The following is a 14,853-nucleotide window of genomic DNA, read 5'->3' as shown; positions in this document are numbered from 1 at the left end:
TTCGGCGGGAGCGGGGGAACAGTGCACGCGCGGAGACGGGCGGACGACGTCATTCGGATGCATGGACTGGCCCGGTCCGGCGGCTCGCAGGAGCTGCTGCGCTGGGTGTCGGGCCGCGCGGACGGCTGGGCGGGACTGCTCGACGGCGACGGCACCGTCCTGCACGGTGTCGCCCGGGTCCCCGATGCCGCGAGCGCCGGATCGGCCGTCCTCGCTGCCGACTGCGCACGGGAGCTGTCCGCGCTCGGCGCCCGTTCCTCCTCCTTCGACAAGGGGCCGCACACCGCGCTGCTGTTCGCCCTGGACGGGCCGCCGGACGTCACTCCGCCCGTCCTCGCCGTCGTCGGCCGGCGCCCGCTGCCGGACGGGCTCTCCACCCTGCTCGCCGACGCCGCCCTGCCGCTCGCCATGTGCTGGGCCGCCGAGACCGTCGAGCGCAAGCGCCGCCGCGTCGACCTGGCGGAGTCCCGCGGCCGGGAGGCGGTGCTGCACCTGCTGATGACCGGCCAGCTGTCGATCGCGCACCAGGTCGCGGGCGCCCTGAAGCCCAGCCTGCCGAACCCGGTCCGGGTCTGTGTCGTCGAGTGCGCCGGCCGCGACCGGGACGAGGTGGCCCGGGTCTGCGCGGAGCTCTCCGGCGGCCGGTCCTGGATCGTGCGGTGCCCGGTGTACGCACACCATCTGATCCTCATCGCGCCCGCGGGCCCCGAACCGGCGGACGCGCGGCTCGGCCCGCGCGTCGCCTCGGTGGTGGACGACTGCGTCGTCGGCATCAGCGAGGACGTGGCGCTGCCCGACACCGCGACCGCGTACCGCCAGGCGTTCCACGCGCTCGCCGTCGCCCGCGGGCTGCCGGAGCGGGTCGCCCGCTTCGGCGCCGCGCCCGGACTCGCCCTGGTGACCGGCGCCGAGGGCGCCCTGTGGGCGGATGCGCTCCTCGCCCCGCTGCTCGCCCATCTGCCGCGGCGCAGCCAGGACCCGGGCAGTCAGGAGCTGGCGGCCACGCTCGCGTCCTGGCTCGCGTTCTCCTCGCACGCGACCGAGCACCTGAAGATCCACCGCAACACGCTCTCCGCGCGGCTGCGGCTGATCGGTGAACTGCTGGGCCTGGACCTGCACAAGGTGGCCGACCAGTCCGCCCTCGATCTCGCCCTGTGCATCCGCGCCACGCCCGCCCTGCCGCGGCCGGCGGGTCCGGGCGGGGGCCCGTCCGGACCGCCCGGGCACTCACTGGACGACATCCTGCTCCTGCCCGCGGTCCATTCCTGGGCGGTGCAGCAGTTGCGGCCGCTCGGCGGAGCGGAGGCGGCAGGCGGGACGGAGAAGGCCGGCGGCACCGCGGATCCGTGCACCACGCTGCGTACCTGGCTGGAGTGCGAGGCCCAGCTCGGCCCGGCCGCGGACGCGCTGGCCATCTCCGTGCCCGGTATGCGCAAGCGGCTGACCCGGCTGGAGACCGTCCTCCAGCGCTCGCTCCTGCGGACCCCCAGCGCCCGCTACGACCTGTGGCTGGCGTTCCGGGCGCTGGACCTCGCGGCGGACGGCGGCTGAACCGCAACGGGGGGTGCGCCGGGCCGTCGGCCCCGACGCACCCCCCGTTCCACGGGAGTTCAGCCGGTCAGCAGCTGAGGTTGGAGCCGGCCGTGGTGCCGAGGATCTGCACGAAGGCCTGGTACTTGTCGATGCGGCTCTGGACCTGGGCGGGGTTGCCGCCGTTGCACTCCAGCGAGCCGTTGATGGAGCGGATCGTCTCGCCGAACCCGGCGCCGTTCACCATGGCGTTGTGGGGGGTCATGGTGCCCGGGCCGTTCTGGGTGTTCCAGTACCAGAGGCCGGTCTTCCAGGCCACGGACGCGTCCTGCTCGACCAGGTAGGGGTTGCCCAGCAGGTCGATGCCGAGCGCGTCACCGGCGGCCTTGTAGTTGAAGTTCCAGCTGAGCTGGATCGGCCCGCGGCCGTAGTACGCGGCCGTGCCGGCGGGGCAGCCGTAGGACTGGCTGGTGTCGCAGTAGTGCGGGTAGTTGGCCGTGTTCTGCTCGACCACGTACACCAGACCGCCGGTCTCGTGGCTGACGTTGGCGAGGAAGGCCGCGGCCTCCTGCTTCTTCACCGCGTCGCTGCCGGTGTTGGCGAAGCCCGGGTAGGCGCTCAGGGCGGCGGTCAGACCGCTGTAGGTGTAGAAGGAGTTCCGGCCCGGGAACATCTGGTTGAACTGCGCCTCGCTGACGACGAAGCCGTCGGAGGACCCCGGGTCGCCCGGGTCCGTGCCGCCGCCTCCGCAGCTGCCCTGGTCGGCCCAGACGTCGGAGCTGCCGGGGGTCTCGTTCTGGGTCCACCACTTGGCGGTCCAGTTGTGCCCGTTGTACGAGGCCGCGCCACCGCCGGTGTAGACGGAGGAGGAGTTCCAGGCAGCCGCGCACTCGGCCGCCGAGGCGGTGGTGGCGGGAAGAATGACGACCGTCGCGAGGACCGCGCCCAGCGCGGCGATCAGGCCCATGATGCGTTTGATCATGTGATCACTCCTTCGGCGCGGCGCACCGAGCTCATCGGTGCGCCGCCATGGGGGGTGCCGACACTCAAGCGGTGATGGTCTGGACCTGTCAAGGTCTAGACCATAGTGAGGAAACCTTCCGGACGCTGCCCTCCCGCGCCCCCGCGAATGGGCTCCCCGCCCCGAAAGAACCCCTCAACAGCGGTGATTCCGGAGGCAGTCAGTCCGGATCATGGGCCGGAACCCCGGCGCGCCCGAAGGTAAAAACCTTCGGGCGCGTCCAGCATGCGGGACACCGGACTGTCCGGCCGTTCAGTGCCGGGCACGCCCGCGAGCGGTCAGCAGGTGAGTCCGGAACCGGGGTCGGTGCCGATGACGCCGGTGATCCGCTCGTACTTGGCGACCCGCGCCTGCACGGACGCGGGGTTGCCGCCGTCGCACTCCAGCGCCCCGTTGAGCGAACGGATGGTCTCACCGAAGCCCGCACCGCCGACCATGGCGTCGTGCGAGGTCATGGTGCCCGGGCCGTTCTGGGTGTTCCAGTACCAGAGCGCGGTCTGCCAGGCGACCGACGGATCGCGCTCCACCAGCCACGGGTCGTTCAGCAGGTCGAGCCCGAGGGCGTCGCCCGCGGCCTTGTAGTTGAAGTTCCAGCTGAACATGATCGGGCCGCGTCCGTAGTACGCGGTCTGGCCGGCCGGGCACCCGAACGGCTGGCTGTAGTCGCACTTGCGCCAGTAGTTGGCCTCGTTGATCTCCTTCACGTACTGCAGGCCGACCGACTCGAAGTCGGCGTGCGTCAGGAACGCCGCGGCCTCCCGGCTCCTGGTCGCCTCGGTCCCGGTGTTCGCGAAGCGCGGGTAGGCGTGCAGGGCGTCGATCAGGCCCTGGTACGTGTAGAAGGCGTCGCGGTCCGGGAAGATCTCGTCGAACTCCGCCTCGCTGATGACGAAGTCGGAGACCCCTCCCGTACAGGCGCCGCGGTCGGACCAGACGGTGGTGGCGCCCGGATTCTCGTTCTGCGTCCACCACTTGGCCGTCCAGTTCGGCCGTGGTGCGAGACGGTGCCGCCTGCCGTGTAGGCGGTCGAGGAGCTCCAGAGGGGCGCGCACCCGGCCGGGCCGGCGGGGGCCGCGTGCGCGGGAACGGGGAGGAGGACCGCCGTCGCGACGACGGCACCCAGTGCGGTCAGAAGGCTCTTGATGCGGTTCAAGCGCTGTTCACTCCTTCGACAGGGCGCCCGAACGGGCTCCGCATGCCGCCGGGCATCCCGACACCCAACCCCGATTGGTCTGGACCTGTCAAGGTCCGGACCAACTGCCCCGCTCTCCGAACGGCGACGAACGGCGGACGAACACCTGGCGACGGGACCCGGTACTCACCGCCACCCGCACCCCGCGCCCCATACGGTGACCCGCACTCGTACAGACGTCCGGCAGCCGAGGGGGAACGGGCCGTGGAGTGGTTCAGCGCCGAGAACATCGTGGCCGTGCTCACCGCGGTGCTGGGCGTCCTCGCCTCCGTGGGCGTGCTCTGGTACGAGCGCCGGGTCCCGCGCCGCAAACGCATCGGCTACCGCGTCCAGATGGACACCCCCATCGGCAGCGACGTCAGCCAGGCGCGGGCCAACGTACGGCTCGGCCTGTTCGACGAGACCCCGGACATGGCCGACGCCACCCTCGTCCTGCTCCGCATCGAGAACGACGGCTCGCAGTCCGTCGACCGCGGCGACTACACCGGACCGGACGGACAACTCCACGGACTGGTGGTCGAGTTCACCGAACGGCGGGTACGCGGCATCGCCGTCACCCACTCCCCGGGCGCCGACCACCTCATGGAGCACTTCACCCCGTCCGAGGGGCTCCGCGGCAGCGGCTCCCTCATCCGGCTGCCGCGCGTCCCGCTCAACCGGGGCGAGCACTTCAAACTCCTGGTCCTGCTGACCGGTTCGCACGTGGGCAGCCCCATCCGCATCACCGGCGGCATCCGGGACGGCGAGGTGCGGCCGAACACCGCGGCCCGCCCGGACGAGAAGCCGCCGCTGTTCGGCCGGGCCGCGCGCTTCATCACCGTCGCCCTGACCGTCTGCGTCATCACGCTGGCCTCGATCATCCTGGTACGGGACGACACCCCGCCCCCGATCGGCTGCGCCCGCGGCGAGCTGACCGTGACCGGCTCCACGGCGTTCGAACCGGTCCTGCGGGAGCTGGCGGAGAAGTACGGCAGGGCGTGCGAGGGCGCCACCGTCACCGTGGACGCGCACGGCAGCACCGCCGGCATACGGGAACTGGCCGAACGGGGCGCCGCGGCCGGGAAGTCCGGATCGCCCGCCCTGCTGGCCCTCTCCGACGGTCCGAAGCCGAGCGGCTTCCCGCAGCTGCGCGAGAACCGCGTCGCCGTCTCGCTGTTCCGCCTCGTCGTCAACGACAAGGTGCCACTGAAGAACCTGACCACCGCCACCGTGCGCGCCGTCTACCGCGGCGAGATCCGCAACTGGCGGCAGCTCGGCGGCCCGGACCTCCCCGTCCTCCTGGTCAGCCGGGACGCCAACTCCGGTACCCGCGAGGTCTTCCAGCGCCGCGTGCTGGGCCGCAACGAACCCGCCCAGTCCTCCCGCGACTGCACCACGAAGGACGACCCCGAGGCCCCGGTCATCCGCTGCGAACTCGACTCCACGGACCAGGTCCTGGCCGAGACCGGCCGGCTCGACGGCGCGATCGGCTACAGCGAACTGCGCTCCGGCACCAAACCGCCCGGCGCGCACCAGATCGCGATCGACGGGGCCATCCCGTCCGCCGACACGATCGCCACCAGCAGCTATCCGTACCGGGAGATCGAGTACGCGTACACGTACGGCAGCCCGCCCGCCGACTCACTGGTCTCCAGCTTCCTCGCCTACCTCAGCCGGGGCAGCGGCCAGGACGTCATCCGCACCCACGGACACCTGCCGTGCGCGACGCCTCAGGGGCTGCGGATCTGCGGGGAGGAATGAAAGGGGCGGCCGGCGCGCACTCCGCGCACCGGCCGCCCCTCACGGTGTTCCCTGCAGGAACGAGACGGTGTTCCCTACAGGAACGAGTTGATCTCGATGGTCTCGGTCCGGCCGGGGCCGACACCGATCGCGGAGATCGGGGCGCCGGACATCTCCTCCAGCGCCTTCACGTAACCCTGCGCGTTCTTCGGCAGCTCACCGAAGGTCTTCGCCTTGGTGATGTCCTCCGACCAGCCCGGCAGCATCTCGTAGACCGGCTTCGCGTGGTGGAAGTCGGTCTGGTTGTACGGGAGCTCCTCGACGCGCTTGCCGTCGATCTCGTACGCCACGCACACCGGGATCTGCTCCCAGCCGGTCAGCACGTCCAGCTTGGTGAGGAAGAAGTCGGTGAGGCCGTTGACCCGGGTCGCGTACCGCGCGATCGGGGCGTCGAACCAGCCGCAGCGGCGGTCACGGCCGGTGGTGACACCGCGCTCGCCACCGATCCGGCGCAGCGCCTCGCCGTCCTCGTCGAGCAGCTCCGTCGGGAACGGACCGGCACCGACACGCGTCGTATAGGCCTTGAGGATGCCGATGACCCGGCTGATCTTCGTCGGTCCCACACCGGAACCGGTGCAGGCGCCGCCCGCGGTCGGGTTCGACGAGGTGACGAAGGGGTACGTGCCGTGGTCGACGTCGAGCAGCGTGCCCTGGCCGCCCTCGAAGAGGACGACCTTGCCCTCGTCGATGGCGTTGTTCAGGATCAGCGTGGTGTCGGCGACGAAGGGCTTGATCTGCTCCGCGTACTGGAGCATGTCCTCGACGACCTTGCCCGCCTCGATGGCGCGCCGGTTGAAGACCTTGGCCAGAAGCTGGTTCTTCTGCTCCAGGGCCGCCTCGACCTTCTGCTCCAGGATCGACTCGTCGTAGAGGTCCTGGACGCGGATGCCGACCCGGTTGATCTTGTCGGCGTACGTCGGGCCGATACCGCGGCCGGTCGTACCGATCTTGCGCTTGCCGAGGAACCGTTCCGTCACCTTGTCGACGGTGACGTTGTACGGGGTGATCAAATGAGCGTTACCGCTGATCAGCAGCTTGGACGTGTCCACGCCGCGGTCGTTCAGCCCACTCAGCTCGGAGAGCAGGACCGCAGGGTCGACGACGACACCGTTACCGATGACCGGGGTACACCCCGGTGAAAGGATTCCGGAGGGGAGGAGATGAAGTGCGTACTTCTGGTCACCGACGACCACCGTGTGGCCGGCATTGTTGCCGCCTTGGTAGCGCACCACATAGTCCACGGATCCACCGAGGAGGTCGGTGGCCTTTCCCTTGCCCTCGTCACCCCACTGAGCACCGAGCAGCACAAGTGCGGGCACAGGCGTACACCCCTTCCGGGCGGGGCATGTCCAAGGTCAGGGGGCGTACGTAAACGTCGTACATGCCGTACGACGTTGTACGACAAGGCCTGAACCGTCGAACCGGGTGCCCCGGAATAGACGAAGCCCCTGGCGCAATAGCGCAAGGGGCTCTTGCACCAAGATGCTACCCGAGGAAGGACCGAGGTGTCGGCTGCCCAGCCCCCCGGTAACGGTGCGCCCCATTTGCTGGTGGTGATCGATCCGGTCGCCCGCCGGACGGACGGCGAGTCCGTCCGGATCGCCAAAGACGTGCTGAGCGCCGGTTCGCACGCCAAGATCTGCCTCCCCGACAACCCCGAGGAGTTCGCCCGGGCCCTGTCCCGCCGGGGCACCCGGAGGCCGGTGGTGATCGGCGACGACCGGACGCTGCGGCGTGCGGTGTCCCTGCTCCACCGGGAGCGAGAACCGGCCATGAGCGCCCTCTCGCTCATCCCGGTCGGCGCCGCGGCTGCGCTGGAACTCGCCCGTTCGCTCGGCGTGCCGATGAGCGCGGTGGCGGCGGCGCGGACGGCACTGGACGGCGTGGTGCGCCGGCTGGACCTGCTGGTCGACGACAGCGACGGCGTCGTCCTGGGCGCGCTGCGCATCCCGGCCCTGACCGGCCCACCGGGCGTCCGGACGGACCGCGCGGGCGTCACCGCGGTCTGGGACACCTGCCGCTCCCTGGTCCGCACCCTGGTCCACCCCACCCCCTCGGCACCCCCCGCACAGGCGCCCACGCACCGCCTGCGCGTCGAGGCGGACGGCGTCGTGCTGAACGACCTGGGCCGACCGGTCGAATGGGTGACGGTGACCTCGGGCTGCGGCGACGACGGCCTCGCCGAGGTGACGATCCACGCCCCGGACGGCGCCCCGGTCACCACGGAGGCCAAGGCCGTCACGGTCTCCGGCGCGGACTTCCGCTATCGCGCGGACATACAGGTCGGGGGGCCGGTACGGACCCGGACGTGGACGGTACGGGCGGGGGCCTGGGGGCTGATGCTGCCGGAGGCGGAGGGCTGAGCCCGGACCGAAGCGCCTGAACGGCGGACACCTCGGTCCGCCGTTCAGGCGTCCCGCGCGCCCTCAGCCGCCGGCAGGTCGAGCGTTTTGCGGTGTTCCTCCCAGCGGTCCATCATCGCGCCCAGCTCCGACTGCATGAACTCGAAGAACGCCGCCGTCTCCGCGATCCTGGCGCCCGCCGGGGTGTGCTCGCCCAGGGTGCGCGCCCCGTCCCTGAGGGTCTGCTCCCAGCGGGTGAGCACCCGGTCGCGGCTGGCGAACGTGGTGTACCAGATCTCGTTGTGCAGGCGGTAGCGGTCACGGCGCGAGCCCGGGTCGCGTTCGCGGCCGACCATGCTGACCTGGGTGAGGTAGTTGATCGCGCCGGACACGGCCGCGGGACTGATCTGCAGGGCCAGGGCCAGCTCGGCCGAGGTCATGGAGGCGTCGTCGTCGGCGAGCAGGGCGGCGAAGACGCGGGAGGCCATCCGCTGCATCCCCGCCTCGGTCATCTCGGACGCGAACCGCTCCACGAACCGCGCGACCGCGTCCGGGTCCCGCTGTCCGCGCTCCCGGCCGGCGCCCCACGGATCGCGCGCTCCCCCTGCGGACTCGCTCTCGCTGCTCATCGGTCCTCGTCCTCCCTGCTCCCTGCGTCCCCCGGTCACGTACGCCTCTGACTTTATACGCTTCCTTAACTTCACAAAATTGTGAAAGTAGCGTACGTTCAGAATCATGACGAAGGCAATCACCGTGGCCGGACTGCACAAGTCGTTCGGCCGGACGCATGCGCTGGACGGGCTCGACCTGACCGTCGAGTCCGGTGAGGTCCACGGCTTCCTCGGGCCCAACGGCTCGGGGAAGTCGACCACCATCCGGGTCCTGCTGGGCCTGTTGCGGGCCGACTCGGGTGCGGCCCAGCTGCTCGGCCGCGATCCCTGGCGCGACGCCGTGGACCTGCACCGGCGGGTGGCGTACGTCCCCGGGGACGTCACGCTGTGGCGCAACCTCTCCGGCGGCGAGGTGATCGATCTGTACGGGCGGCTGCGCGGCGGTCTCGACGAGACCCGGCGCGCCGACCTCGTCGACCGGTTCGAGCTCGACCCGACGAAGAAGGGGCGGACGTACTCGAAGGGCAACCGGCAGAAGGTGGCCCTGGTCGCCGCGTTCGCCTCGGATGTCGATCTGCTGATCCTGGACGAGCCGACCAGCGGGCTGGACCCGCTGATGGAGGAGGTCTTCCAGAGCTGTGTCGCGCAGGAGCGCGACCGCGGGCGGACGGTCCTGCTCTCCAGCCACATCCTCAGCGAGGTCGAGTCGCTCTGCGACCGGGTCAGCATCATCCGCCAGGGCCGGACGGTGGAGACCGGTTCGCTGGCCGGGATGCGTCATCTGACCCGGACGAACATCACCGCCGAGCTGCTGACCGATCCGAACGGCCTGGCGCGGCTGCCCGGGGTGCACGATCTCGACATCCGGGGCCGGCAGGTCTCGCTCCAGGTCGACACGGACCGGCTGGACGCCGTCCTCAAGTCGCTCTCCGCGTCCGGGGTCCGGTCGCTGACCAGCACCCCGCCCACGCTGGAGGAACTCTTCCTGCGGCACTACACGACGGACGCGGAACAGGGCGCGGAGGTGGCGGCGCGATGACTGCCGTGACCATGAGGACGACGGCCGGCGCCGGACGCCGGACGGCCGGGACCGGGCAGCTAGCCGGGACCTGGACCCTGCTGAGGCTCGCCCTGCGGCGGGACCGGATCATCCTGCCGGTCTGGGTGGTCGTCCTCGGCGGCTCGTTCTCCTCCGTGGGCCAATCCATCTCCTCGCTCTACGACACGGCAGGACAACGCGCGGAGCTCGCCGCGTCGATGAACGGCAACAGCTCCGTGCGGGCGATGTACGGGCCCGTGTTCGGCGACTCCGTGGGCGGGCTCGTCAGCTGGCGCATGATCGCCTTCGGGTCCGCGCTTGCCGCCGTGATGAGCCTGGTCGTCGTCGTGCGCCACACCCGCGAGGAGGAGGAGACGGGCCGTCAGGAGATGCTGTCCTCCGCCGTGGTGGGGCGCCGGGCCCCGCTCACCGCGGCGCTGCTCGCCGCGCTCGTCGCCGATGCGGCACTGGCCCTGATGATCGTGGCGGGCATGGCCGGTTCGGGTGCGGGCGGCGCCGGAGCGGTGGCCCTCGCGCTGGCCGTCGCCGGGGTCGGCGCGCTGTTCGCCTGCACCGCCGCGATCGCGGCGCAGTTCACCGAGAGCGCCCGGCTCGCCAAGGGGCTGACGGCCGCGGTGATCGGCGCCGCGTTCGTCCTGAAGGCCGCGGGCGATTCCGCGACGGACGACGGCTCGTCCGTCCTCACCTGGCTCTCCCCCCTCGGCTGGGCGGAGAACGTCAGACCGTACGCCACCGAGCGGTGGTGGGTGCTCCTCGTGATCGCCGGCGCGGTGGCCGTGCAGTGCGCCGTGGCCTACGCGCTGGCAGGCCGCCGCGACGTCGGCATGAGCTTCCTGGCGACGCGGCCGGGACCCGCCCGGGGCCGGCTCTCCACCGCCTCCGGACTCGCGGTGCGCCTCCAGCGCGGGGCACTCCTGGGATGGACGGCGTCGTTCGCCGTCGTCGGCTTCGTCTTCGGCGGGCTGACCGGCGGGGCGGCCGATCTCGTCGGGGACAACGAGAAGACCAGGGAGATCTTCGAGCGGATGGGCGGACAGTCCGGTCTGACCGATGCCTTCCTCGCCTCGATGGTCTCCGTCCTCGGCACGGTGGCGGCCCTGTACATCGTCTCCTCGGTGCTGCGGCTGCACGGCGAGGAGAGCGCCGGGCGCGCGGAGCCGGTGCTCGCGGGCGGGGTCGGCCGGATCGGCTGGGCGGCCGGCCATCTGCTCATCGCCTTCGGCGGCGCGGCCCTGATCATGACGGTCGGCGGCCTCGGCCTGGCGGCCGGCTACGGACACGAACTCCCCGCCGTGCTCGGCGCCTCTCTGGTGCAGCTGCCCGCGGTCTGGCTGCTGGGCGGGGTGACGGTCCTGCTGTACGGGGCGCTGCCGAAGGCCGCCGCGGCCGGCTGGGGGCTGGTCGGCCTCTGTCTGGCGCTCGGCTGGATAGGCCCCGCCCTGGATCTCCCGCAGCCGGTGATGGACGTCTCGCCCTTCACCCACCTGCCCAGGCTGCCGGGGGCGGCGGGCATGGAGTGGGGGCCGGTGGTGCTCCTCACCGCGGGCGCGGTGGTGCTGGTGGCCGGCGGCCTGGCGGCGCTGCGGCGGCGGGACATGCTGAGCTGAGGGGGCGGCCGGGCGGGGAGGAGTGGGGCGGCCCGCCCCTCCCCCGGGCGGGGAGGAGTGGGGGCGAGGCCCTCCACTCCTCCCCGCCCGCTCCTCAGAGCTCGACGTGCAGTTCCTTCACGCCTCGGATCACGTAGCCCGGATTCCATTCCGGTTCCGCGACCAGCCGCATACCGGGCGCCCGGCGCAGCAGTTCGCCGAAGGAGGCGGTCAGTTCCACCCGGGCCAGCGGCGCCCCGAGACAGAAGTGGATACCCGCGCCGAAGGTGATGTGCGGGTTCTCCTGCCGGGACAGGTCCAGCGTGTCCGGGTCCGTGAAGCGGGCCGGGTCGCGGTTGGCCGAGCCGAAGAGCAGGGCCACCTCCGAGCCGCGCGGAATGACCGTGCCGTCGATCTCGATGTCGTCGAGCACCCAGCGCTCGAACATCTGCAACGGGGTGTCGTACCGCATCAGCTCCTCCACCGCGGTGGGCAGCAGCGCGTGGTCCGCCCGCAGCGCGGCCAGCTGCTCCGGGTGGCGCAGCAGCGTCCACCAGCCGTTCACGGTGGTGTTGACGGTCGCCTCGTGTCCCGCGTTCAGCAGCAGGACGCAGGTGGAGACCATCTCCTGCTCGGTCAGCCGCTCACCCTCGTCGTGGGCGGCGATGAGCGCGGAGATCAGGTCGGTCCCCGGGTTCCCGCGCCGCTCCGCGATCAGTTCGCGCAGATACGCGGAGAAGTCGAGGGAGGCGCGGACGGCGGCACGGGCCGTCTCCTCGGACGGGTTGAGCTCGAACATGCCGCAGATCGCCGCCGACCAGGGCCGCAGCAGGGCGCGGTCGGACTCCGGGATTCCGAGCATCTCGGCGATCACGGCGACGGGCAGCGGCTCGGCAACGGCGGTCAGCAGATCGCCGCCGCCCTGCGCGACGAAGTCGTCGACGAGTCCGGCGGCCAGCCGCTCGACGGTCGGGACGAGCTGCTCGACCGTGCGCGGGGTGAAGGCCTTGGAGACGAGCCGCCGGATGCGGGTGTGGTCCGGCGGCTCCAGGTCCAGCAGCCCCTGCCCGTTGAGCGTCTCGAACGGCTCGTGCGCGGCGGGCGGCGGCGTCCGGCCGAACTCCTCGTGGGTGAACCGGTGCAGATACGTCCGGCCAAGCCGCCGGTCGCGCAGCAGCGCCGACACGTCGGCGTGGTGCGGGACGAGCCACTGGTCGGTCGGCTCGAAGTAGTGCGCCCGGCCGGTGGCACGCAGCTCGGCGTAGGCAGGGTACGGGTCGGCGACGAACGCCGCCGACCAGGGGTCGAACGGGGCGGCGGGGCCGGAGTCGGCACGCGTGGGCAGGTCCATCCCCGATCTTCGCACGGAATCCCGGCTTGCAGGTCGGGCGGGACGCCATCTCGTGGCTGCTGTGACGTGATGGTCAGAGCGGACGTTTCTGCTGCTCGATGTACTGCTTGACGATGCTCAACGGTGCTCCGCCGCAGGACCCCGCGAAGTAGGACGGGGACCAGAAACGGCCGTGCATGACTGCCCGGTCGGTGCGGCCGGTGAACTCCTGGCGCAAGTACCGAGAGGAGACCCCTTTGAGGGAGTTGACCAGTATGGACAGCTGGACCTTCGGTGGGAGGGCGGGGAGGAGTCACGGAGCGACGCTAACCGGCCACCCGCGCCCGGGCCCGCCCTACCGGGGACGGCCCTGCCCTGCCAGGGCCGGAAGCGCCGCAAGCGTCCCGCCTCACGACGGCGTGACCAGCCGGGCCTCGTACGCGAAGACGGCGGCCTGTGTGCGGTCGCGCAGGCCCAGCTTCACCAGGATGCGGCTCACATGCGTCTTGATGGTGGACTCGGCGACCACCAGGTGCGAGGCGATCTCCGCGTTCGACAGGCCCTGCGCGATCAGGACGAGCACCTCCGTCTCGCGCTCGGTGAGATCACCGATCTGGGCAAGGGCCGGCGGGCGCGGGGCCGCGGCGAGCTTCGAGAACTCGGTGATCAGCCGCCGGGTGACCGTGGGGGCGAGAAGAGCCTCGCCGGAGGCCACCACCCTCACTCCGTCGGCCAGTTGGCGGGCCGAGGCGTCCTTGAGGAGGAAGCCGGACGCACCGGCGCGCAGTGCCTGGTAGACGTACTCGTCGAGGTCGAAGGTGGTGAGCACCAGCACCTTCGCGTCCGCGTCGGCGGCGACGATCTCACGGGTCGCCTCGATGCCGTTGAGCTCCGGCATCCGGATGTCCATCAGCACCACGTCGGGGCGGAGCGCCGCGACCTGCGAGACGGCCTGGCGCCCGTCGACGGCCTCGCCGACGACCTCGATGCCCGGCATCGCGTTGAGCAGCACCGAGAAGCCCTCGCGGACCATCATCTGGTCGTCGACGATCAGCACCCGGATCGGCGCGGCGGCGGGCGTCGTCATGACTGCTCCTTGGCGGGGGCGTCGGAGGGGGCCGGCTGCACGGGGATGAAGGCGGTGACCTCGTAACCGCCCTCCGTGGTCGCCTCGGCCGTCATCTCGCCGTTCAGCATCGCGACCCGCTCCCGCATCCCCGTGATCCCGTGGCCTGCGCCGGGCGAGGGCTTCACCGGACCGGTCGGCGGGCCGTTGACGACGCGCAGCCCGAGCCCGCCCAGCACGTAGCCGATCTCGACCTTGGCGGTGGCGCCCGGCGCGTGCCGCAGGCTGTTGCTGAGGGCTTCCTGGATGATCCGGTACGCCGACAGCTCGACGCCCTGAGGCAGTTCGCGCACCGCGCCGGTCACGGTCTTCTCGGCGGGCAGTCCGGCCTCGCCGACGTTGGCGAGCAGCCCGTCGAGCTCGGCCAGGGTGGGCTGCGGGGCGTCCGGCGCCTCGTAGTCCTCGGCCCGTACGACGCCGAGGACCCGGCGCAGTTCGGTGAGGGCCGCGACGGCGTTCTCCCGGATCGTGACGAAGGCCTGCTCCAGCTCAGGCGGCGGGTTCTCCACCCGGTACGGGGCGGCCTCGGCCTGGATCGCGACGACCGACATGTGGTGGGCGACCACGTCGTGCAGTTCGCGGGCGATGGTGGTGCGCTCCTCCAGCAGTGTGCGCCGGTCGCGTTCGACGGCGGTGACGGTGCGCTGCACGGTGACCTCGCGCTCCGCCTCCCGGCGGATCTGCACCAGGCTCACCAGGAGCAGGGCGAACGCGGAGACCACCGCCATGGCCGCCGTGGACGGCGCGGAGTCCCACCCCGCGGCGTTCTCCAGGAGCGTGCCGAACAGCACGGTCAGGCCCCACATCCAGGCCGCGGTCCGCGGCCGGGTGCGCGCCGCGACGACGACCAGCACCACCAGGTACGCGAAGAAGGCGCTCGGCCCCCACGGCCCGTCGACACCGCCGACGACCATGCTGACCGGGATGAGCGCCATCGACATCCAGAACGCCCCGACCGGCCTGACCAGCGTCATCGCGACGCACAGGGCGGGCAGCAGCCCCGACACGAGGACCCCGGCGTTGCCGGTGATGGAGAACCCCATCACGAAGGCGAACAGCGCGGACGCCAGGACCACCGCGTGCGGGGTCCACTGGGCCCGCGCCCGGACCCGCTCCGGCAGCCGCCGGGTCAGCGGCCCGCCGGTGCGCATCGGCGGCAGCGGGCGGTAGGCGAACGCGTCATGGATGAGGTCCTGGCGCAGGCCGCCTATCGCTCCTGCGGCCATCCGGAGCTCCGGGCTTCTCGTCTTGGTCTCGGTCACGCTTCCACGGTAGG

Annotated in this window: 11 protein-coding genes and 2 pseudogenes; 5 read left to right on the top strand and 8 right to left on the bottom strand. The window is 71.7% G+C overall.

Going from position 1 to position 14,853, the window contains the following annotated elements:
• Positions 1–57: 57 nt before the first annotated feature.
• Positions 58–1,551: a helix-turn-helix domain-containing protein gene (locus OG521_21440; GenBank protein ID WUW23203.1), complete on the top strand. Its 1,494-nt coding sequence runs from the start codon at positions 58–60 to the stop codon at positions 1,549–1,551.
• 67 nt (positions 1,552–1,618) lie between these two features.
• On the opposite strand, the gene OG521_21435 is transcribed toward OG521_21440, so the two are convergent.
• Positions 1,619–2,512 (bottom strand): chitinase, encoded by an 894-nt coding sequence (locus OG521_21435; GenBank protein ID WUW23202.1) that lies wholly within the window; start codon positions 2,510–2,512, stop codon positions 1,619–1,621.
• Between the two features lie 317 nt (positions 2,513–2,829).
• Positions 2,830–3,674: pseudogene (locus OG521_21430) on the bottom strand (chitinase).
• A gap of 273 nt (positions 3,675–3,947) precedes the next feature.
• Here OG521_21430 and OG521_21425 point away from each other — a divergent pair.
• The gene (locus OG521_21425) at positions 3,948–5,483 is read left to right on the top strand and encodes a substrate-binding domain-containing protein (GenBank protein WUW23201.1); all 1,536 of its coding nucleotides are present in this window, start codon (positions 3,948–3,950) and stop codon (positions 5,481–5,483) included.
• A 74-nt stretch (positions 5,484–5,557) separates the two neighbouring features.
• On the opposite strand, the gene OG521_21420 is transcribed toward OG521_21425, so the two are convergent.
• A complete protein-coding gene (locus OG521_21420) occupies positions 5,558–6,841 on the bottom strand; it encodes an adenylosuccinate synthase (GenBank protein ID WUW23200.1) in 1,284 nt (427 codons plus the stop codon).
• A gap of 186 nt (positions 6,842–7,027) precedes the next feature.
• On the opposite strand from OG521_21420, the gene OG521_21415 reads away from it, so the two are divergent.
• The gene (locus OG521_21415) at positions 7,028–7,885 is read left to right on the top strand and encodes a diacylglycerol kinase family protein (GenBank protein WUW23199.1); all 858 of its coding nucleotides are present in this window, start codon (positions 7,028–7,030) and stop codon (positions 7,883–7,885) included.
• Positions 7,886–7,929: 44 nt separating this feature from the next.
• On the opposite strand, the gene OG521_21410 is transcribed toward OG521_21415, so the two are convergent.
• Positions 7,930–8,493: a MarR family transcriptional regulator gene (locus OG521_21410; GenBank protein WUW23198.1), complete on the bottom strand. Its 564-nt coding sequence runs from the start codon at positions 8,491–8,493 to the stop codon at positions 7,930–7,932.
• A gap of 106 nt (positions 8,494–8,599) precedes the next feature.
• On the opposite strand from OG521_21410, the gene OG521_21405 reads away from it, so the two are divergent.
• Positions 8,600–9,514: an ABC transporter ATP-binding protein gene (locus OG521_21405; GenBank protein WUW23197.1), complete on the top strand. Its 915-nt coding sequence runs from the start codon at positions 8,600–8,602 to the stop codon at positions 9,512–9,514.
• Positions 9,511–11,142 carry an ABC transporter permease gene (locus OG521_21400; protein WUW23196.1) on the top strand — a complete coding sequence of 544 codons (1,632 nt, stop codon included), beginning with the start codon at positions 9,511–9,513 and terminating at the stop codon, positions 11,140–11,142. The genes OG521_21405 and OG521_21400 overlap by 4 nt, the downstream gene beginning before the upstream one ends.
• Before the next feature lie 94 nt (positions 11,143–11,236).
• Here OG521_21400 and OG521_21395 read toward each other — a convergent pair whose 3' ends face one another.
• The 4 genes and pseudogenes from OG521_21395 to OG521_21380 all read right to left on the bottom strand — a co-directional run bounded on the left by OG521_21395 (position 11,237) and on the right by OG521_21380 (position 14,839).
• The gene (locus OG521_21395; protein ID WUW23195.1) at positions 11,237–12,472 is read right to left on the bottom strand and encodes a cytochrome P450; all 1,236 of its coding nucleotides are present in this window, start codon (positions 12,470–12,472) and stop codon (positions 11,237–11,239) included.
• A gap of 73 nt (positions 12,473–12,545) precedes the next feature.
• A pseudogene (tnpA, locus tag OG521_21390) lies at positions 12,546–12,749 on the bottom strand (IS200/IS605 family transposase).
• Positions 12,750–12,860: 111 nt separating this feature from the next.
• Positions 12,861–13,538, bottom strand: a complete 678-nt coding sequence (locus OG521_21385; protein WUW23194.1) for a response regulator transcription factor — start codon at positions 13,536–13,538, stop codon at positions 12,861–12,863.
• A complete protein-coding gene (locus tag OG521_21380; GenBank protein WUW23193.1) occupies positions 13,535–14,839 on the bottom strand; it encodes a histidine kinase in 1,305 nt (434 codons plus the stop codon). Before OG521_21380 ends, OG521_21385 begins: the two co-directional genes overlap by 4 nt.
• Positions 14,840–14,853 lie beyond the last annotated feature (14 nt).

Source organism: Streptomyces sp. NBC_01463 (genome assembly GCA_036227345.1).
In the GTDB taxonomy this organism is placed as follows: domain Bacteria; phylum Actinomycetota; class Actinomycetes; order Streptomycetales; family Streptomycetaceae; genus Streptomyces.
This window is presented reverse-complemented; position numbering and strand designations above follow the sequence as displayed.